This is a genomic window from Kitasatospora sp. NPDC029312, assembly GCF_055569215.1.
In genome coordinates, this window is record NZ_JBVHXY010000018.1 from 64,247 (window position 1) to 83,232 (window position 18,986).

At 73.2% G+C, this 18,986-nt stretch carries 16 protein-coding genes; 8 read left to right on the forward strand and 8 right to left on the reverse strand.

The window, feature by feature from the left end:
- Positions 1–18: 18 nt before the first annotated feature.
- Positions 19–1,953 (forward strand): protein kinase domain-containing protein, encoded by a 1,935-nt coding sequence (locus ACZ4WV_RS17040; RefSeq protein ID WP_465747348.1) that lies wholly within the window; start codon positions 19–21, stop codon positions 1,951–1,953.
- A gap of 58 nt (positions 1,954–2,011) precedes the next feature.
- Here the strand turns inward: ACZ4WV_RS17040 and ACZ4WV_RS17045 are convergent, their stop codons facing one another.
- Positions 2,012–2,788, reverse strand: a complete 777-nt coding sequence (locus tag ACZ4WV_RS17045; protein ID WP_465747350.1) for a MerR family transcriptional regulator — start codon at positions 2,786–2,788, stop codon at positions 2,012–2,014.
- A gap of 229 nt (positions 2,789–3,017) precedes the next feature.
- Between ACZ4WV_RS17045 and ACZ4WV_RS17050 the strand changes: the two genes are divergently transcribed.
- The 3 genes from ACZ4WV_RS17050 to ACZ4WV_RS17060 are packed head-to-tail and all read left to right on the forward strand — an operon-like array spanning position 3,018 to position 6,450.
- On the forward strand, positions 3,018–4,589 hold the full coding sequence (locus ACZ4WV_RS17050; RefSeq protein ID WP_465747352.1) for a flavin-containing monooxygenase: 1,572 nt from the start codon (positions 3,018–3,020) through the stop codon (positions 4,587–4,589).
- Positions 4,586–5,548: an alpha/beta fold hydrolase gene (locus ACZ4WV_RS17055; RefSeq protein ID WP_465747354.1), complete on the forward strand. Its 963-nt coding sequence runs from the start codon at positions 4,586–4,588 to the stop codon at positions 5,546–5,548. Before ACZ4WV_RS17050 ends, ACZ4WV_RS17055 begins: the two co-directional genes overlap by 4 nt.
- A complete protein-coding gene (locus ACZ4WV_RS17060; protein ID WP_465747356.1) occupies positions 5,545–6,450 on the forward strand; it encodes an SDR family oxidoreductase in 906 nt (301 codons plus the stop codon). Before ACZ4WV_RS17055 ends, ACZ4WV_RS17060 begins: the two co-directional genes overlap by 4 nt.
- A gap of 119 nt (positions 6,451–6,569) precedes the next feature.
- Here ACZ4WV_RS17060 and ACZ4WV_RS17065 read toward each other — a convergent pair whose 3' ends face one another.
- Entirely contained in the window at positions 6,570–7,898 is a 1,329-nt protein-coding gene (locus ACZ4WV_RS17065; RefSeq protein WP_465747490.1) for an aminotransferase-like domain-containing protein, read from the reverse strand.
- A 95-nt stretch (positions 7,899–7,993) separates the two neighbouring features.
- Between ACZ4WV_RS17065 and ACZ4WV_RS17070 the strand changes: the two genes are divergently transcribed.
- Positions 7,994–8,674 (forward strand): LysE family translocator, encoded by a 681-nt coding sequence (locus ACZ4WV_RS17070; RefSeq protein ID WP_465747358.1) that lies wholly within the window; start codon positions 7,994–7,996, stop codon positions 8,672–8,674.
- Positions 8,675–8,776: 102 nt separating this feature from the next.
- Here the strand turns inward: ACZ4WV_RS17070 and ACZ4WV_RS17075 are convergent, their stop codons facing one another.
- The 4 genes from ACZ4WV_RS17075 to ACZ4WV_RS17090 form a co-directional block, all read right to left on the reverse strand.
- Positions 8,777–9,853 (reverse strand): serine hydrolase domain-containing protein, encoded by a 1,077-nt coding sequence (locus ACZ4WV_RS17075; protein ID WP_465747359.1) that lies wholly within the window; start codon positions 9,851–9,853, stop codon positions 8,777–8,779.
- On the reverse strand, positions 9,850–10,785 hold the full coding sequence (locus tag ACZ4WV_RS17080) for a DUF6895 family protein (protein ID WP_465747361.1): 936 nt from the start codon (positions 10,783–10,785) through the stop codon (positions 9,850–9,852). The genes ACZ4WV_RS17075 and ACZ4WV_RS17080 overlap by 4 nt, the downstream gene beginning before the upstream one ends.
- Positions 10,782–11,516, reverse strand: a complete 735-nt coding sequence (locus tag ACZ4WV_RS17085) for a hypothetical protein (RefSeq protein ID WP_465747362.1) — start codon at positions 11,514–11,516, stop codon at positions 10,782–10,784. The genes ACZ4WV_RS17080 and ACZ4WV_RS17085 overlap by 4 nt, the downstream gene beginning before the upstream one ends.
- Positions 11,517–11,595: 79 nt before the next feature.
- Complete coding sequence (locus ACZ4WV_RS17090; RefSeq protein WP_465747364.1) at positions 11,596–11,802, reverse strand: hypothetical protein; 207 nt, start codon at positions 11,800–11,802, stop codon at positions 11,596–11,598.
- Between the two features lie 151 nt (positions 11,803–11,953).
- Here ACZ4WV_RS17090 and ACZ4WV_RS17095 point away from each other — a divergent pair, with 151 nt between their 5' ends.
- Both ACZ4WV_RS17095 and ACZ4WV_RS17100 read left to right on the forward strand, forming a co-directional pair.
- The gene (locus ACZ4WV_RS17095; RefSeq protein ID WP_465747366.1) at positions 11,954–12,727 is read left to right on the forward strand and encodes an SDR family NAD(P)-dependent oxidoreductase; all 774 of its coding nucleotides are present in this window, start codon (positions 11,954–11,956) and stop codon (positions 12,725–12,727) included.
- Between the two features lie 227 nt (positions 12,728–12,954).
- Positions 12,955–14,790, forward strand: a complete 1,836-nt coding sequence (locus ACZ4WV_RS17100) for an ABC transporter ATP-binding protein (RefSeq protein ID WP_465747367.1) — start codon at positions 12,955–12,957, stop codon at positions 14,788–14,790.
- Between the two features lie 12 nt (positions 14,791–14,802).
- On the opposite strand, the gene ACZ4WV_RS17105 is transcribed toward ACZ4WV_RS17100, so the two are convergent.
- Positions 14,803–15,471 carry a lysophospholipid acyltransferase family protein gene (locus ACZ4WV_RS17105; protein ID WP_465747369.1) on the reverse strand — a complete coding sequence of 223 codons (669 nt, stop codon included), beginning with the start codon at positions 15,469–15,471 and terminating at the stop codon, positions 14,803–14,805.
- Between the two features lie 174 nt (positions 15,472–15,645).
- On the opposite strand from ACZ4WV_RS17105, the gene ACZ4WV_RS17110 reads away from it, so the two are divergent.
- Positions 15,646–15,858, forward strand: coding sequence for an EF-hand domain-containing protein (locus tag ACZ4WV_RS17110; RefSeq protein ID WP_465747371.1), 213 nt, complete (start codon positions 15,646–15,648; stop codon positions 15,856–15,858).
- A gap of 200 nt (positions 15,859–16,058) precedes the next feature.
- On the opposite strand, the gene ACZ4WV_RS17115 is transcribed toward ACZ4WV_RS17110, so the two are convergent.
- Positions 16,059–18,299 carry a bifunctional glycosyltransferase/CDP-glycerol:glycerophosphate glycerophosphotransferase gene (locus tag ACZ4WV_RS17115; protein ID WP_465747373.1) on the reverse strand — a complete coding sequence of 747 codons (2,241 nt, stop codon included), beginning with the start codon at positions 18,297–18,299 and terminating at the stop codon, positions 16,059–16,061.
- Positions 18,300–18,986 lie beyond the last annotated feature (687 nt).

Sequence of the window (18,986 nt, forward strand, 5' to 3'; positions counted from 1 at the left end):
CCTGGGGGGGACGGGTCGATGAGTAGCGCTGGCACCATGCTGGGCGGGCGGTACACGCTGGTCGAGAAGATCGGCGGCGGGGGCATGGGCGAGGTCTGGCGGGCCGACGACGAGGTGCTGGCCCGGCAGGTCGCGATCAAGATCCTGCGAGCGGAGCTGTTCGAGGACGGCACCGCCGTCCAGCGCTTCCGCCGGGAGGCCCAACTGGTCGCCGCGATCGACCACCCGGGGATCATCGACGTGCACGACTACGGCGAGAGCGGCGGAGACGGTCCGGACCGCTGCGCCTATATCGTGATGGACCTGATCGAGGGCCGCCCGCTCAACCAGGTGCTCAAGGACGGCGGACCGATGAGCGCCGAGCATGCCCTCGCCCTGCTCGCCGAAGCCCTGGACGCACTGCACGCCGCTCACCGGCGCGGCATCGTGCACCGCGACCTCAAGCCGTCCAACCTGATGGTGCGCGACGACGACCGGGTGGTGGTCACGGACTTCGGCATTGCCCGCGCGATCGCCAGCACCAAGCTCACCGCCCCGTACGCGATCATCGGCACGGCGGCCTACATGTCCCCCGAACAGGCCGCGTCCGCGAGCACCGGGCCGGCCTCGGACCTCTACTCGATCGGCGTGGTCTGCTACGAGTTGCTGGTCGGACAGGTGCCCTACCTGGGCGAGGGGCCGCTGCAGGTCGCCCTCAAGCACGTCAACCAGCCGGTGCCGGAGCTGCCGGAGACCTTCCCGGCTGCGGTGCGGGCGCTGGTCGCCACCGCGCTGGCGAAGAACCCCGACGACCGGTACGCGAGCGCCGCCGAGATGGCGGCCGCGGCCAGGGCGGCGATCGGCGCGCCCGCGGCACCGTGGCGGCCGGCCGACACCCGGACGATCGACCTGCGGGCCGCCGGGGCGGCCGGGGCCGTGGCAGCCGGCGCGGCCGGGCAGGACCAGGTGGTGAAGGTCGATCCGGACGCGAAGACCGAACCGGGCAAGCGCCGCTCCCGGCGCGCGCTGTTGGTGCCGATCGTCATCCCGGTGATCATCTCGATGGGCACGGCGACGGCCCTGCTGATCGACCGTGGCCCCGGCAACTCCGACGCGACGCCGCCCGCCGCCCAGCCGACCGTGGTGGTGACCGTCCCGGCGGCGCCGAGCGCCACGACCGCGGCGGCCACCACCGCGCCCGCCACCCCGCAGCCGACCGACACCCCGCCGGCCACCCCGGCCGCCGACCAGCCGCCGGCCGGCGGACAGCCGAACGCTCCCGTCCCGGCGCCCGCCCAGGGCGGGAACGGCGGTGCATCGGGTGGCGGCGCCGCCCAGCCGGGCCGGGGTGGCGGGGGTGCCAACTCCGGCTCCGGCGGCGGGGCTTCTTCCGGTGGCGCGTCGGGCGGCCAGGCCAACCAGCCGGCCGGTTCCGGAGGCGGTGGCGGTGGCGGTGGCGGTGGCGGCGGTGGCGGGGGCGGTTCGGTCAACCCGCCGGCCTCCAACCCGCAGCAACCGAGCCAGACCGGCAACGGCGGCAACCCGCCCGCCCCGCAGACTCCTCCCCGGCCGGCGTCCTGCGGCGGCGACAGCTGGACCACCATCGTCAGCGCCAAGGACGGCCGCGCGATCGGTCTGCGCAACGACACCCTGAGCGGTGACAATCCGATCGTGCTCGGCGGCGCCACCCAGTACGGCTGGGTGCGCTCCACCAACCCCGGCAGCTGGCTCGAGTTCCACGCCTGCAACAACGGCGGTCCATCGCTCGTCCAGACCATGGACGGCAAGGTCACGCTGAACGGCGGGTACAGCTTCCTCACCAACTGGACGGTCCACAACGGCAGTTCCGCCGACACGTACACGCTGGCCGACTACCAGAACCAGGCCTGCATGACCAGCAACGGCCCCGGAAACGAGGTCACCATGGTGACCTGCACCCCCGGCAACGCGGCCCAGCAGTGGCGGTTCCAGTGAGGGGTGCAGGGCGGCAGACGCACCAGTAGGGCCGGCCGGACCGGGCGGGACGGCGCAGCTACGCCTCGGAGCCGTACTCCCGCCGCTGGCGCAGCAGTTCGGCGTACTCGGCCCGCACCCGGCGGTCCATCGCGAGCGTGAACTGGGCGTCGGCGACGGTGCGGGCGAGCGGCCGGACGCGCAGGATGCGCTCGGTGAGCCGGGCCGCCTCGCCGGGTGCCAGCGGTGTGTCGCTCGACAGCGCGCTGAGCAGGTGCTCGCTGACCACCTCGATGAAGATCTCGGCGATGGCGTCGATGTGTTCCTGGGTGCGCCGGCTGGCGGCCAGCACCGCGGAGAGGGGCACCCCCTCTGCGACCAGTGCGGTGGTGGCGTCCATCAGCCGTCGGCTGACGTGGGTGATCCCGTCCTCGTCGACCGTGATGTAGCCCTGGGCGATGGACTCGGCGGTGTTCTCCTCGTTGAGCTGGTCCCCGAACGCGGTCTTCAGCTCGTTCCATTGCAGCCTGACCGGGGTCTCATCGGACCAGGGCGCGACGATCGCCGCCTCCAGCCCGATGAGTTCCGCGACGTCCTGCCCGCTCTCGCCGGCGCCGATCAGTTCGGCGATCCCGCCCAGGGTGTGGCCCCGGTCGAGCAGTTCGCCGATCATCCGCAGCCGGGCCAGGTGCTCCTCGCCGTACCAGGCGATCCGGCCCTCCTTGCGGGGCGACTGGAGCAGTTTGCGCTCGCGGTAGAAGCGCAGGGTGCGGGTGGTGATCCCGGCCGCCTCGGCCAGTTCCTCCACCCGGTACTCGCGCTTTTTGTCGTCCGCAGCAGCTCTGACCTTGTCCACGGCGATCAGCATAGGTCCGTGGCGCCGGGTGGGGAGCCTCCGGGAATTTCCGGTGAATCGGGGCCGTCGGGCTTCTTCCATCCGGTGTCAGCAAGGGCTACCCTGCCAACCATGCCAGTGATTACTGGCGCAATTGGCAGGGTCCCGAAGGCGGGCCACCGGGAGGTTCCGGGGCAGGCCGCCCCGGGTAAGCGCGACGATCACCGCCCCACCCCCAGGAGGTTGCCGCATGGCATCCAGCAGCAAGCGCCCCCGCCCCGGCGCGTCCGCAGCCACCGATACCACTGCCGCGCAGGAGACCGTCCCGCACGTGCGGGTGGCGGTGATCGGCTCCGGCTTCGGCGGCCTCGGCGCCGCCGTCCGGCTGCGCCGCGCCGGGATCACCGACTTCGTGGTCCTCGAACGCGCGGACTCCGTCGGCGGCACCTGGCGCGACAACAGCTACCCCGGCTGCGCCTGCGACGTGCCCTCGCACCTCTACTCCTTCTCCTTCGCGCCCAACCCCGACTGGCCGCGCAGCTTCTCCGGCCAGCCCGACATCCGCGCCTACCTGGAGAAGGTCGCCACCGTCTTCGGCCTCCGCCCGCACCTGCGCTTCAACACCGAAGTGCTGGAGGCGCGTTGGGAGAGCGACCGGACGCGCTGGCGGATCACCACCTCGGCCGGCCAGTGGACCGCCGACGCCGTCGTCTCCGCCGCCGGACCGCTCGCCGACCCCCAGATCCCCGACCTGCCCGGCCTCGGCGCTTTCCCCGGCAAGGTCTTCCACTCCTCCCGCTGGGACCACGACTACGACCTGACCGGCAAGCGCGTGGCGATGGTCGGCACCGGCGCCTCGGCCGCCCAGATCATCCCGTCCATCCAGCCGCAGGTCGGCAAGCTCACCGTGTTCCAGCGCACCCCGGCCTGGGTGCTGCCGCGCCGCGACCGGGAGATCAGCCAGCTGGAGCAGTGGCTGCACGGCCGCCTCCCCGTGACCGCCAAGCTCCGCCGCGGCACCCTCTTCGCGCTGCGCGAGCTCCAGGTGGACGCCTTCGTGCGCCGGCCCGGACTGCTGCGGGTGGTCCAGCGGCTCGCCGAACGCCACCTCGCCCAGGGCGTCGCCGACCCGGCACTGCGCGCCAAGCTTACCCCGGACTACCGGATCGGCTGCAAGCGCATCCTGCTGAGCAACACCTACTACCCGGCGCTCGCCGCCCCCAACACCGAGGTCGTCCCCTCCGGACTGCGCGAACTGCGCGGCTCCACCCTGATCGCCGCCGACGGCAGCGAGCACGAGGTCGACGCGATCGTCTTCGGCACCGGCTTCCACGTGACCGACATGCCCATCGGCTCCCGGGTGTTCGGCGTGAACGGGACCAGCCTCGCCGAGGAGTGGAAGGACGGCATGGAGGCGCTGCGCGGCTCCGCGGTGCGCGGCTTCCCCAACCTGTTCTTCGTGATCGGCCCCAACACCGGTCTCGGCAACAGCTCGATGATCCTCATGATCGAATCCCAACTGAACTACCTGATCGACGCGTTGACCACGCTCGACTCGATCGGCGCCACCGCGATGCAGCCCACCGCCCGGGCCCAGCGGCAGTGGAACCTCGAACTGCAGCACCGGATGGACCGCACGGTCTGGACCACCGGCGGCTGCCGCAGCTGGTACCTGGACCCGAGCGGCCGGAACACCGTGCTCTGGCCCGGCTCCACGACGTCCTTCCGGCGCGCCACCCGCAAGGTCGACCTCGGCGAGTACGAGCTGATCATGCGCACCGCGCCCGCCAACGCCCGTACCGTCGAGGAGGTTTCCGCATGAGCTCGGTAGAGCTGCCGGCCGGGTACGAACGCCCCGAGCCCACCGAGGAGCTGAACGTGCGCTCGGCCGACGGCATCCGGCTGCACGTCGAGGTGCACGGCCAGCCGGGCGCACCGACCGTGGTCCTCGCCCACGGCTGGACCTGCTCGACCGCCTTCTGGGCCCCGGTGATCCGCGAACTCGCCGACCGCTACCGGGTGGTGGTCTACGACCAGCGCGGACACGGACACAGCGAAATCCCGCCGAGCCGGGCCCGCTACTCCACCCGGGCGCTCGTCGAGGACCTCACCGCCGTGCTGGCGCGGGTCGTACCGGCGGGGGAGCGGGCCGTCCTCGCCGGGCACAGCATGGGCGGGATGACCATCATGGCCGCCGGCGGCCGACCCGAGATCGCCGAGCGCACCGCCGCCAACGTGCTGATCTCCACCGGCCCGGCCGGGCTGGTCGCCGAACTCGCCGTCCTGCCGGCCGCCCTGCGCGCCCCCGGCGTACGGCGCTTCCTGCACCGGCGGCTGCTGCTCTCCCGGATGCCGCTCGGGCCGGTCACGCCGGTCAGCCGGGCCGCGCTCAAGTACGCCACCATGGGGCCCGGTTCGAGTGCCGGACAGGTCGAGGCGACGGCCCGGATCGTGCACGCCTGCCCGACCGCGGTCCGCGCCAACTGGGCCGGAGTGCTCGGCCGCCTGGACGTGCGCGCCGGGCTCGGCCGGATCACCGCGCCCACCGCCGTCGTGGTCGGCACCGCGGACCGGCTGACCCCGCCCGCGCACGCCCACCGGATCGTCCAAGAACTGGCCAACCCCCGAGGGCTGTTGCTGCTTCCCGGGGTCGGCCACATGGCGCCGTTGGAGCGCCCGGCGGAGGTCGCCGCCGAGATCCACCGGATGGCTGCCGCGCACCTGGCCGCCGAGGCCCCCCTCGCCGTTCCCGCCGCCACTGAGAGGACCACCGTCGCATGAACGCCATCCCGCCGTTGTCCGAACAGATCGTGGTCGTCACCGGGGCCGCCCGCGGAGTCGGAGCCTCGCTGGCCCGCAAGCTCGCCCGACGCGGAGCCAAGGTCGCGCTGCTCGGCCTGGAACCGGAGGAGCTGAAGGCCGTCGCGGCGCAGTGCGGCGCGGCCGCCACCTCGTGGGAGGTGGACGTCACCGACCTGGAGGCACTCAGCGACACCGCCCGCCGGATCAAGGAACACTACGGGCGGATCGACACCGTGGTCGCCAACGCCGGCATCGCCATCGGCGGGCCGCTGACCGACAGCGACCACCGGGCGTTCAGCCGGGTCATCGAGGTCAACCTGCTCGGCAGCGTCGCCACCGCGCGGGCCTTCCTGCCGGCGCTCACGGAGAGCCGCGGCTACCTGCTGCAGATCGCCTCGCTCGCCGCGCTGACCCCCGCGCCGCTGATGAGCGCGTACTGCGCCAGCAAGGCCGGGGTGGAGGCCTTCGCCCACTCGATCCGCGCGGAGGTGGCGTACCAGGGCGTCAAGGTCGGGGTCGGGTACCTGAGCTGGACCGACACCGACATGGTGCGCGGAGCCGACCAGGATGCCGTGCTGAGGCAGATGCGCAGCCGGCTGCCGTGGCCGGCCAACAAGACCTACCCGCTGGAGCCTGCGGTGGACCGGATCGTCGCCGGGATCGTCCGCCGCTCGGCGCACGTGTACGCCCAGGCCTGGCTGCGCGGCATGCAGCCGGTGCGCTGGGTGCTGCCCAGCCTGATCGCGGTGGTCGGCTCCCGCGACGTGGCCCGGCTCGCCCCCCAACTCGCCGCCACCGCCGCCTCCCGGCTGCGCGCCGTCGGGGCCGGCGGCGCCGCGGATACGGCGGCGCGGGGGAGCCGAACGGGAGCGGACGACTGACGGGCGGGAGCCTGAGGGGCAGACAGATCCTGGCGACTGCCGGCGAACAGATGGCAGCTGACAACTGACAACTAACAGATAACAGATTTCGAAATCTGTTATCTGTTAGTTGTCAGTTGTCATCCGTCAGCCTCCTCGGCGATCCGCCCCAGCACCCCCAACGCCCGTTCCAACACCGCCAGCGGCGGCGACGCCAGCCCCACCCGCACCGCCGACGGTGTGCTCCGCGGGTCGACGGCGAACGCCGCCGCGGGAGTCACCGCGATCCCCGCTCGGGCCGCCGCCGCGACGAAGGTCTCCGCCCGCCAGGCGCCCGGCAGCTCCCACCACACGTAGTACGAGCACGGGTCGGCCCGCAGCCGCCGGCCGGCGAGCACCCGCCGCGCCACCTCCTGCCGCGCCGTCGCGTCCGCGCGCTTCGCCGCCTCGACCGCCGCCAGCGTCCCGTCCCCGATCCAGCGCACCGCCGCCTCCAGCGCGAACCCGCTCGGCGCCCACCCGCCCGACCGCAGCGCGCCCGCCACCCGCTCGCGCAGCCCCTCCGGGACGACCGCGAAGCCCGTGGTCAGCCCGGGTGCGAGCCGCTTGGAGAGGCTGTCGACCAGGACGGTCCGCTCCGGCGCCAAGGTGGCGAGCGGCGCCGAGCCGGGCCGCAGGAAGGACCAGATCCCGTCCTCCACCACCGGCAGGTCTGATCGGCGCAGCTCTTCGGCCAGCGCGGCCGCCCGCTCATCCGGCAGGCTCCCCCCGGTCGGGTTCTGCAGCCGCGGCTGGAGGTACACCGCGCGCAGCGGTGCCGCCCGATGAGCGGCCGCCACGGCGCCGGGCAGCAGCCCGTCCTCGTCCATCGCGAGCGGCACCAGCCGAATGCCCAGGCGCTGCGCCACGGCCTTGACCACCGGATACGTCAGCGCCTCAACCCCCAGCCGCTGCCCCGGCCCCACCAGCGCGGACAGCGCCCCGGCGATGACCTGCCGCCCGTTGCCCCCGAACAGCAGGTGCTCCGGGTCGACCTCCCACGTCCCCGCCGACACCAGCCCCGCGAAGGCCCGCTGCGCCGCGCCCGTCCCGGCCGCTCCCACCGGCCGCAGCGTCTCGCCCAGCGCGTCCGGCCGCAGCAGCGGTGCCAGCCCCGCGGCCAACCGCTCGGACTGCCCGGGCGCGGTCGGGTAGTTGAGCTCCAGGTCGACGGGCGCGGCGCCGGGTTCGGCGAGCGCGACCAGCCCGTCGTCCATCCCCCGCCCGGCCCGGACGAAGGTGCCCCGCCCGACCTCCCCGACGGTCAGCCCGCGCCGGGCCAGCTCGCGGTAGACCCGGGCCGCCGTCGAGCCGGCGATGCCCCGGCTGCGGGCGAACGCGCGTTGGGTCGGCAGCTGCCGGCCGGGCCGCAGCCGCCCGTCGGCGATCTCGGCGGCGATGCCGTCGGCGATCAGGCGGTAGTCCTCCACTGGCGTCCAGCCCTTCGTTCCCCAGGTCACGGCACATTGCACCGAGCGCAAAGCCATCATTGCATCGAGCTGATCGGACGCCCTAGCCTCCTCGCATGGACGCGTTGATATCCGCCGGGGACGGCCTCGACGCCGTGAACGGCCACGCCGTGCTCGGGATCGCCGCCGTGGCACTGGGCATGGTGCTGTCGCCGGGGCCGAACATGATCTACCTGGTGTCCCGCTCGATCGCGCAGGGCCGGCGCGCCGGCCTGATCTCCTTGGCAGGCGTCGCGACCGGCTTCCTGGTCTACCTGATCGCGGTGACGGCGGGGGTGGCCGCCGTCTTCTCCGTGGTGCCCGCGCTCTACACGGCGATCAAGCTGGCCGGCGCCGGCTACCTGCTCTGGCTGGCCTGGAAGGCGGTCAAGCCGGGCGGGACCGCGGTGTTCGCCCCGCAGCAGCTGCCCCCGGACCCGCCGCGCCGCCTCTTCGCGATGGGCTTCCTGACCTGCCTGCTCAACCCCAAGATCGCCATCATGTACATCTCGCTGCTGCCCCAGTTCGTGGCGCCCGAACGCGGCCACGTGGCGCTGCAGAGCCTGGTGCTGGGCCTGATCCAGATCGCGATCGCGGTCACCGTCAACGGCCTGATCGCGATGAGCGCGGGCTCCATCGCGACCTTCCTCAACCGCCGCCCGACCTGGCTGCGCATCCAGCGCTACGCGATGGGCACCGTCCTCGGCGGCCTCGCCGTGCACATCGCCGCGGACCGGGCCAAGGCAGTCGCGGCGTAGTCCGCGGCCGACCGGCGACCGAGGCGAGGCCACCCGCTGGGCGACCGGTTCCGCCCTCGTCGGCGCCGGCCCGACCGCACGGGGCGGACCGCGAGACGGTCCCTAGCCCTCCGGGAAGTCCTCCCGGAAGCCCTCCCGGAGGCCCACCTGGAAGTCCTGGCCGGCTGCCGCCCGCAGCACCTCGTACCCCGCCTGCACGAAGTGGGCGCGGTGTGTCGCCCCGGTGTTGGCCAGTGCCGCCACCGCGGTGGACGACTGCGGGGAGAACCCGACCAGGGCTGTGAACCCGCGGGTCGCCCCCGCGTGGAAGTACAGGTCGCGTCCGCCCGAGCGGCGGTGGTTCCACACCAGGCACACCTCGTCGCCCGAGCGCGGCAGCCGCAACCGAGGACGCTGCACCTCGCGCAGGGCCGCCCCCAACGGGCCGACGGCACCGTCGAGATGCGCCCGCAGGTAGCGCAGCACGTCCGCCCCGCTCGCCCGCACCGCCGCCGCTCCCGGCAGCCCGGGGGCGTGCCACGGCGGCAACTCCCGTCCGCGCAGGTACCCGACGGCCCGGCCCGGCGCCTCCGGCGCGCAGCTGGTGGCGCGCAGGCCCAGCGGTGCGCAGACGCGTTCGGCGAGCAGGGTCTCGTAGGGCAAGCCGCTGGTCGCGGCCAGCGCGTGCCCGAGGAGTGCGACCCCGTAGTTGGAGTACCGGTAGCGGCTACCGGGCCTGCTGCGCACGGTGGTTCCGGCCAGCGCGGCCCTCAACCGCGCGGAGTCGAACGTCGCGTAGGGGTTGCTGCGCCACCTCGGCACGGCCGCCGCCAGCAGCCCCGGTGGCAGCCGCGGCAGGCCGGAGGTGTGGGTGGCCAGGTGCAGCAGGCGGATCGGTTCGGGCGAACGCGCGGACGGTGGCGGCCAGTCGGGCGGCAGCCGGCTCTCCATCGGGTCCTCCGGGGCGAGTTCGCCGCGTACGGTCATGTCCGCCAGCAGCAGCGCGGTGAACGTCTTGCTGACCGAGCCGAGTTCGAAGACCGTCTCCGGCGTGCACGCCGCCGCCCGCGGCCCGCGTTCGATGCGCCCGTGGCAGCGGACCTCTTCCCGCGCCCCGCGCACCATGGCCACCGTGACGGCGGTCGCGTACGGTTCGGCGGCCCGTACCGCCGCCGCCACGGCGGTGTCCAGCTCGCTCACGCGGCCGCCGCGCCGGCGCCCAGGGCCCGGGCCAGGGTGATGTCACCGGCCAGCACCGCGACCACCGCCGTGTGCTGGTGCTCCTGGAAGGCCTCCTCCCGGTCGTCGCTCACCGGCTCGTTGGCGTCGCGGGGCACGAGCCCGTCCGCGCGCTGGACGGCGGCCAGGGCGTCCCAGCCCTGGCGCCCGGTGATCGGTTCGCCGATGCACGCGTCCACCATGAGGAGTTCGACGGCCAGGTCCCACTGCCCGATCTCCAGCCAGATGTCGAGCCAGGCCGGGAGCCAGTCGCGCAGGTAGTCGCGCATCGGTTCGGGCAGGCCCTCCGGGTGGGCGCCCCAGTCGGTGAGGTGGAAGACGGTGTGGGTGTTCTGGTAGGCGATCTCCCACTCGACGGCCCAGGGCTCGGGCAGGGCGCCGAGCCACGTGCCGGCCGCCAGGGCGGCCCAGTCCGGCTGGTGGCTGAGCCCGACCAGCCGCCGGGCGTTGGCGATGGCGAGCCGCCGGTTGGCCTGGACCTCGATGGCGTGCGCGGCCCGCAGCCGGCCCACCGATTCGAGCAGGTCGTCCAGGGCGGGGTGACGGTAGCCGGCCCGGGCGAAGTGGCCGTAGAGCTCCAGCGGGTCGCTCATCGTGACGTGGCGCAGCTGCCGCTCGTACAGCAGGTCTCCCTCGCGGATCTCGGCCCACGCGTAGTCGAGGAGTTCCCGGGCCGCTCGCGCGTCGGCCGGTCCGGCGACGCCGTCGCGCAGGACCACCGAGGCGGCCAGGGCGAGCTCGCCGAGCGGTTTGTAGGCGTCGTTGGGGGTGGCGAGGTCGACCACGGTGTTGTCGGGGATCCGGCCCAGGCCGTCGCGGTGGGCGGCGTGCAGCCAGGTCAGCGCACGGGAGCCGAACCGTTGCGCGGTGGCGAGGACGTGGGTGTCGATCACGAGGCTCGGCCCCCTTCGGCGTTCGACGGCCGGGAGCGGTCGAGCAGCCGGCGGGCGACGGCCAGCTCCAGCCCGGTGCGGGCGCTGCCGTCACCGGCCAGGCGGATCCGGTCCAGCACGGGTTCGACGTCCAGTCGCGAGTGCCGACCCTCGGCTTCCGTCCACGCGAGCCAGCGGGCGAGTCGGGTGGCGGTGGTGAGGTCGCGGCGCAGCATCGAGCGGACGGTGCCCCGGGCGAGTGCCAGGGCGTGGGTACGGGCCGCGTCGTGCACCGGGCCGTCCAGGGTGGGCAGGGCGAGCACGGACAGCTGGGACATCCGCACCGACCAGGCCTGCCAGCCGAGGTCCTCCGGGCCGGGCAGCGGGACCGGCCAGGGCACGGTGTCCCCGTGGGCGGCGCGGGCGAGCAGCCCGCCGGCGGCCCAGTCCTGCCAGGCGATGATCAGCGCGGCCTGCTCCGAGGGGGGCGCCGGTGCGGGGACCGCCCGTCGCGCCTCGGCGAGCAGGGCGGCGGTGGGCGGGTCGGGCTCGGCCCCGCGGAACAGGGACGGCGCGAGCAGGTCCGCACCGAGCAGCCGCACGGCGGCCAGCAGCGGGCGGGGTACGGCGGTGTCCGGCTCCACGAGTGCGGCCGCACCCTCGCCGCCCCGGAGGGCGTCGAGGGTCCGGCCGGCCACCCGCTCGACGGCCGCGGCGTACTGATCACGCAGTGACGTCTCGGCGAATGGCATCAGTGGTGTGCCTCCTTGCTGAGGCGGGCCGGCCGGGTGTCGGGCCGGCCCGGTCATCAGACGATGAGGTCGTCCCGGCTCACCGGGTCGGCTTCTCCTTGGGCGGCTTCGGAGAGTTCAGCAGCAGCCCGGCCAGCAGCGACGCCCCCGCGGCCTCGGGCAGGTACGTGGGCGCGTCGGACACGACGGCCTCGTCCTCCACCATCAGGCTCGCGAGTGTCTCGGCCTCGGCCAGCGTCGCGCTGCGTGACGCCGAAGCGGTTTCGGTACGGAACTGAGTAAGCATCAGATGTGCCTCCTCACCTGGATGTCATCACCCGGTCGGATGAAGCCCCTGTTCGACATTACGTGTGCGTCCGACTACTCGCAATCCCCGCCGCTGACCAGCGGCGTTGCGCGGGGTGGGCTCGATAGCGAGGAGTCGGTACGGTCGGGGCATGACCACAGCCTTGATCACCGGCGCGACCGCCGGCATCGGAGCGGCGTTCGCCCGCCGGCTCGCCCGCGGCGGCTACCGGCTCGTCCTGGTGGCCCGGGACGCCGAACGCCTGGAGCGCGCGAGCGCCGACCTGAACGCCCAGTACGGCATCGAGACGGAGGTGCTGCGGGCCGACCTCGCGACGGAGGAGGGCATCGCCGCCGTCGAGGCCAGGCTCGGCGACACCGAACACCCGGTGGACCTGCTGATTAACAACGCCGGGTTCGGCAACAAGGGCGCCTTCGGCGCCGTCCCGCTCCAGGCCGAGCTGGACATGGTGAAGGTGCACATCGAGGCGGTCCTGCGGCTGACCACGGCCGCCCTGCCGGGAATGCGCGAGCGCGGCCGCGGGGCGATCGTCAACGTCGCCTCGGTGGCGGCCTTCCTGCCGCGCGGCACGTACGGGGCGAGCAAGGCGTGGGTGGTCAGCTTCACCCAGGGCGTGCTGCGCGACCTCGGCGGCACGGGCGTGCGGATGATGGCGCTGTGCCCGGGCTTCACCCGGACCGAGTTCCACGAGCGGGCCGGCATGGGCACCGGCAACATCCCGTCCTGGTCCTGGCTCTCGGCCGAGCGGGTGGTGGAGGAGGCGATGCGCGACCTGGCGCGCGGCAAGTCGTTGTCCGTGCCGGGCAAGCGCTACAAGGCGGCGGTGGCCGTCGCCCGGGTGCTGCCCTCCGGCAAGCTCGGCGGCCTCTCCTCGAAGGCGGCGCGCACCTACCGGACGGACTGAGGCCCGCTGCGGCCGGACGCGGCGGGCGGGTGGACGGACGGGGTCGGCGGGTGGCGGGACGCGGCCGGCGGGTGGACGGGCGGGGCGGAGCGGGGAAGCGCAGGAATAGGGGGGCACTCACTATTAGTTTGCCTAACTATGAGCTACCCCCGCTATGCTGGCATCCGCCCGACCGCCCCGCCCGCCGCCGCGCCCCCGCCGCGCGTCCGACCCAGGGAGGCCCGTCCTTGAGGCCCGCCGCCATCGACTGGACCCCGCCCGACCGCGCCGAGGGCGAACCCCGCCCGCCCGCGCAGTGGCGGCGGATCCTCGCGCTGTTCCACCCCTACCGGGGCCGCCTCGCCGTCGTGGGGCTGCTGGTGGCCGCCTCCGCGGTGGTCTCCGTCGTCTCCCCGTTCCTGCTCAGGGCCGTCCTGGACACCGCCATCCCGCAGGGCCGCACCGGCCTGCTCAGCCTGCTCGCGCTCGGAATGATCCTCACCGCCGTGGTGAACAGCATCTTCAACGTGCTGCAGACGCTGATCTCCACCACCGTCGGCCAGCGCGTCATGCACGACCTGCGCACCGCCGTCTACGGCCACCTCCAGCGGCAGTCCCTCGCCTTCTTCACCCGCACCCGCACCGGCGAGGTGCAGTCCCGGATCGCCAACGACATCGGCGGCATGCAGTCCACGGTGACCTCCACCGCCACCAGCCTGGTCTCCAACCTCACCGCGGTGATCGCCTCGATCGTCGCCATGGTCGCGCTGGACTGGCGGCTGACCGTCGTCTCGCTGCTGCTGCTCCCGCTGTTCGTCTGGATCAGCCGCCGGGTCGGGCAGGAGCGCAAGAAGATCACCACCGAGCGGCAGAAGCAGCTGGCCGCGATGAGCTCGGCGGTGCAGGAGTCGCTGTCCGTCAGCGGCATCCTGCTCGGCCGCACCATGGGCCGCTCCGACTCGCTCGCCCGGGAGTTCACCGGGCAGTCCGACCAGCTCGCCGACCTCGAGGTGCGGGCCAGCATGGCCGGGCGCTGGCGGATGAACACCATCCAGATCGTGATGGCCGCGATGCCCGCGCTGATCTACTGGGCGGCCGGACTGACCTCAGCCGCCGGCGCGCCGATCGTCTCGGTCGGCACCCTGGTCGCCTTCGTCACCCTCCAGCAGGGCCTGTTCCGCCCCACCGTGAGCCTGCTCTCCACCGGCGTCGACGTGCAGACCTCGCTCGCGCTCTTCCAGCGCATCTTCGAGTACCTCGACCTGCCGGTGGAGATCGCCGAACCCGCTCGCCCCGTCACCCTCACCGACATCCGCGGCGAGGTCCGCTTCGAGGCCGTCGACTTCCGCTACGACCCGGAGCAGCAGCGCCCGACCCTGGCCGGCGTCGACCTCAAGGTCCCGGCCGGGAGTTCACTGGCCGTGGTCGGCGAGACCGGCTCGGGCAAGACCACCCTCAGCTACCTCGTCCCGCGGCTGTACGACGTCACCGGCGGCCGGGTCACCCTGGACGGCGTGGACGTGCGCGACCTGTCCTTCGACACCCTGGCCCGCGCGGTCGGCGTGGTCTCCCAGGAGACCTACCTCTTCCACGCCTCGGTCGCCGAGAACCTGCGCTTCGCCAAACCGGGCGCCAGCGACGCCGAACTGGTCGAGGCCGCCCGGGCCGCGCAGATCCACGAGACCATCGCCGCCCTCCCGGACGGCTACGACACCCTGGTCGGCGAACGCGGCTACCGCTTCTCCGGCGGCGAGAAGCAGCGCCTCGCGCTCGCCCGCACCATCCTGCGCAACCCGCCGGTGCTGATCCTCGACGAGGCCACCAGCGCCCTCGACAACCGCACCGAGCGCGCCGTCCAGCAGGCCGTCGACACCCTGGCCGCCGGACGCACCACCATCACCATCGCGCACCGGCTCTCCACCGTGCGCTCCGCCGACCAGATCGCGGTGCTCGACCACGGCGAGGTGGTCGAACTGGGCACCCACGAGGAACTGGTGGAGCTCGACGGCCGGTACGCGGCGCTGCTGCGCCGGGAGGCCCCGACGACGGCCGTCCTGTCGGACGCCGCCCTCGGGCACGCGTGAGAGGAGGGGCGGTCAGGCCGCCTTCGGCACCTCGTTGTAGCTCTCCACGACCTCCTGGCCGGAGAGCCGCTGGATCGCCGCCATCACCTCGTCGGTCACCTGCCGACGGGCCTTCAGCGAACGGGCCTGCCCGTGCAACTCGTCGAAGTGCAGCGGCTCGCCGAAACGGACCGTCACCTTCTTGATCCGCGGGACGCGCTTGCCCACCGGCAGGATCTGCTCCGGGCCCTCCAGGGCCACCGGAACCACCGGCACGCCCGCCGTCAGGGCGAGCCACGCGACGCCCGTCTTGCCTCGGTAGAGCCGGCCGTCCAGCGATCGGGTGCCCTCGGGGTAGATGCCGAAGGCCTTGCCCGCCTCCAGGATCTCCAGCGCCGACTCCAACGAGGCCTGGGCGGAGCGGTAGGTGCCGCGCTCGACCGGCACCGCGCCGATCGACTCGAAGAAGCCCTTGGACAGGCGGCCCTTGAGGCCGGTGCCGGTGAAGTACTCGGCCTTGGCGAGGAAGTGGACACGGCGCGGAGCGGTGAGCGGGATCACCACGCTGTCGATGAAGGACAGGTGGTTGCTGGCCAGGATCACCCCGCCCTTGCGCGGCACGTTCTCGACACCCTCGATGACCGGGCGCCAGATCCCGCGCGAAACGGGTTTCAGCACCAGCCTGGTGGCGAGATCGAGCATGTTCCCTCCCTGGACGAACGACCGCCCGGGAGGTGCCCGGGCCCGCAATCAGATCCGCAGACTACGACACCGACCCCTGCGCCCGTCCACTCCCGGCCACCGTGGCGCACACCACGGCGGGTAGGGTACGGCCGTCCGAAACGTGCACGACCCCGCAGTACCAGGAGGACCCTGATGGAGACCATCGAGGACATCAAGGCGATGTTCGACCGCATCGACAAGAACGGTGACGGCAAGATCACCCCGGCCGAGTACGCGCTGGCCGCCAACGAGATGGGCGACCACGGCGTCACGCTGGCGATGGCCGAGGCGCTGGTCCACTCGATGGACACGCGTCACCAGGGTTACCTGGACTTCGAGGAGTTCTTGGCCGCGCGTCAGCGGTGACCTCGCACCGGTGGGCCGGTCGCCGCTGCGGCGGCGACCGGCCCATCCGGGCGTTTGGAGGCTAAGGTCACGGACGGCGGATGACAGCTGACAGATGATGAAATCTGTTATCTGTTATCTGTTATCTGTCAGCCGTCGCCTGTCCGCCGTCCGCCGCCCACCGGAGGCCGCGGGCCCGCAGACCCGCCCGCTCGGCGGCGTCAGCCCGTCACCGGGAACACCCGGCGCACCACCCGCTCCGCCGCCCCGCCGTCGTCCCAGACGCAGAACCTGGCCCGGAACCGCGCCCGCGCCGCCGGCTCCGGATCGCCCGCCCGCAGCGCCCGCGCCAGCCCGTCCACGTCCACCGTGACCGCGCCCGGCGGCTCCTCGAACAGGTCGAAGTACACGCCGCGCTCGCGCCGGTACTCCTCCCAGTCCGGTGCGAATATCACCACCGGCCGGTCCAGCACCGCGTAGTCGAACATCATCGACGAGTAGTCCGTCACCAGCGCGTCCGCCGCCAGGTAGAGGTCCTCAACCGTCGGGTGCGCCGACACGTCCACGATCTCCGCCGCGTCCTCGCCGGCCACCAGGTCGCCCGGACCGCCGGTGTGGAAGTAGTGGGTGCGCACCAGCAGCGTGAACCTCGGACCCAGCCGCCGGGCCAGGTCGGTCACGTCCAGCAGCGGCACGTAGCCGCCCTTGCCGCCGCGGTGGGTCGGTGCGTACAGCACGGTCGTGGTGCCCGGCCGCAGCCCCAACCGCTCTCGCATCGCCCGGACTTCCTCGGGCGTGGTGTTGGCCAGCCGGTCGTTGCGCGGGTAGCCGGTGTCCAGCATCTCGTACCGGCCGGGGAAGGCCCTGGCGAAGTGCTCGCTGGTGTGCGGATTGGAGGAGACCAGGAAGTCCCAGCGGTCTATGGCCTCCTGGAGCCGGTCGAAGTCCATCCCCTCGGCCGCCTCCGGGCGCCCGCGCAGGTCCATGCCCATCGTCTTGAGCGGCGTGCCGTGCTGGGTCTGGACGTGCACCGTGCCCGGCCGCTTCACCATGGTGCGCGGGAAGTTGACGTTGTTGACGAAGTACTTGGCGGTCGCCATCGCCTTCAGGTAGGCGGGGGTGTTGACGATCACGTACGGCACGCCGGGCGGCATGGTGGCGGCCTGGGTGCGGTTCTCCACCACCCACACGCCGCGGATCTGCGGGGCGAGTTCCTTCGCCTTCTCGTAGATCGCCGCCGGGCTGCAGGCGTAACCCCGGTGCCAGTACGCGGCGTAGACCGCCAGGTGCTCGTCCAACGGGAGGCGGCGGAAGGCGTTGTACGCGGTGAACCGGGCGCCGCTGCGCACCCCCTTCTTCACCGCGGGTGCCACCGCCCGTGCCCCGCGCTTGAGGTCGCGCGGCAGCCGGCCGGTGCGGCGGAGCTCCGCGTACGCGATCCGGGCGCCGCGGGCGGCCAGCCGGTACTGCACGCCGCGCACCCCGCCGGGGAAGCGGTAGCCGGCCGGCCGGTGGCGCTCGAAGTGCTCGGAGATCCGGCGGAAGAAGTCTTTGCGCAGGTCGGTGGGAACGAGCCCGGGGGTGTCGTAGACGTTCAGCGCCTGGCGCAGGGTCCGGTCGAAGACCAGGGTGCGCAGCGACTCCGGGACGGCCCGGGCGGTGAGGCCCGAGGTGTCCGAGGTGTCCGAGCCGGGGCGGTCCGAGCGGCCCCAGCGGTCGATGAAGGCGAAGATCGCGTCGTACTGGGCGAACACGTCGGCGTGCTTGGGGGAGGCGGTGGCGGTGATCGCGCCCTCCCGGCCGCGCCGGTAGAAGTAGCAGGGGCGGTCGAGGTAGCGCAGCCGTTCGGCGGCCAGCAGCGCGGGGTACGTGACGGAGATGTCCTCGTAGTAGCCGCGGCCGAAGGCGACGCCGAGGCCCTCCAGGAAGGCGCGGCGGAAGACCTTGTTCCACACTGACATCACGGTCTGGAACAGTGCCGGGTGCTCGGCCACGGTGCAGCCCTCGACCAGCGGGGAGCCGACCAGCACGTGCCGCCAGGGGTTGGGCTCGGTCTCGCCGTCCGGGTAGACGTGGACGAAGTCGGTGAGCAGCACGTCGGCCGGGGTCTCCCGGCGGCGCTCCTCCTCCAGTTCGTCCAGGATCACGCCGACGGTCCGCTCGGGCACCCAGTCGTCGCTGTCCACGAACCAGACGTACTCGCCGCGCACCTGCGGCAGGGCGGCGGCCCGGGCGCCGCCGAGGCCCTGGTTCTCGGTGAGGTGCAGGACCCTGAGCCGGGGGTCGCGGGCCGCGTAGGCGTCCAGGATCGCGCCGGAGCCGTCGGGGGAGAGATCGTCGACCGCGATCACCTCGAAGCGGGTCTCGGCGGCGTTGGTCTCGCCGAGGATCGAGTCGAGGCAGCGCGGCAGGTACCGCTCCACGCCGTGGACCGGGAGCACGATGCTGAGGAGGAGGGACACGCTGGCCGAGTCTACCGATCCACCGCGCGCGACCTGCGCGGACGTCCGCTCGACGGCGGAGGCGGAGATACGGCCCGGAACCGCCGGTGCCGGGCCCCGTGCGGGGCGGCACCGGCAGCCTGGTCGGCGGCCCGACCGACCCTCTACGGCCGGCCGCCGGTCCGGGCACCCTACGAGCCTGGCCACCGCAGCGTCGAGGTGACCGGGCAGTGGCTCGCGGGAGCCGGAGTTCGATCGAGTGCATTCACCACTCGAACGCGCGCGCGATGCGGTGCGGGCACCAGCGCGTTGCCAAAGATATTGCTTGGAGGATCGACGCGAGTCAATCCCTCGTATGTGTTCACTTCATGAAGCGTCTCGGTGACGCCAGTCGCGCCGCGAATGATCGTTTTGTCGACCTGGCAGCTGTCCCCTATATCCGGGCGAGGGTGCTCGGCGTCCGGATGCGACGCACCGACCGCCCGGGCGGCTCGTCCAGCCGGACCCGGAAACCCCGGAAACCCCGGAAACCCCGGAAACCCCGGAACTCCCGGACCACCGGGAACCGCCCTCGCCCCGTCCGGGCGCCCCGCGCGCCCGGCGCACACGGCGGCGGACGGGCGCCGGGCCCGTGCCTCCTGGCCCTGCTGACGGACGGCGGGTCGTGCACCATCATTGATGCGTAGTCGTGACCGCACGGGTGGCCCC

Bases quoted from the DNA above. Each gene is read 5' to 3' on its own strand.
- ACZ4WV_RS17040 (WP_465747348.1), top strand. From the start codon at position 19: ATGAGTAGCGCTGGCACCATGCTGGGCGGGCGGTACACGCTGGTCGAG.
- ACZ4WV_RS17050 (WP_465747352.1), top strand. From the start codon at position 3,018: ATGGCATCCAGCAGCAAGCGCCCCCGCCCCGGCGCGTCCGCAGCCACC.
- ACZ4WV_RS17055 (WP_465747354.1), top strand. From the start codon at position 4,586: ATGAGCTCGGTAGAGCTGCCGGCCGGGTACGAACGCCCCGAGCCCACC.
- ACZ4WV_RS17060 (WP_465747356.1), top strand. From the start codon at position 5,545: ATGAACGCCATCCCGCCGTTGTCCGAACAGATCGTGGTCGTCACCGGG.
- ACZ4WV_RS17070 (WP_465747358.1), top strand. From the start codon at position 7,994: ATGGACGCGTTGATATCCGCCGGGGACGGCCTCGACGCCGTGAACGGC.
- ACZ4WV_RS17085 (WP_465747362.1), bottom strand. From the start codon at position 11,516: ATGCCATTCGCCGAGACGTCACTGCGTGATCAGTACGCCGCGGCCGTC.
- ACZ4WV_RS17090 (WP_465747364.1), bottom strand. From the start codon at position 11,802: ATGCTTACTCAGTTCCGTACCGAAACCGCTTCGGCGTCACGCAGCGCG.
- ACZ4WV_RS17095 (WP_465747366.1), top strand. From the start codon at position 11,954: ATGACCACAGCCTTGATCACCGGCGCGACCGCCGGCATCGGAGCGGCG.
- ACZ4WV_RS17105 (WP_465747369.1), bottom strand. From the start codon at position 15,471: ATGCTCGATCTCGCCACCAGGCTGGTGCTGAAACCCGTTTCGCGCGGG.
- ACZ4WV_RS17110 (WP_465747371.1), top strand. From the start codon at position 15,646: ATGGAGACCATCGAGGACATCAAGGCGATGTTCGACCGCATCGACAAG.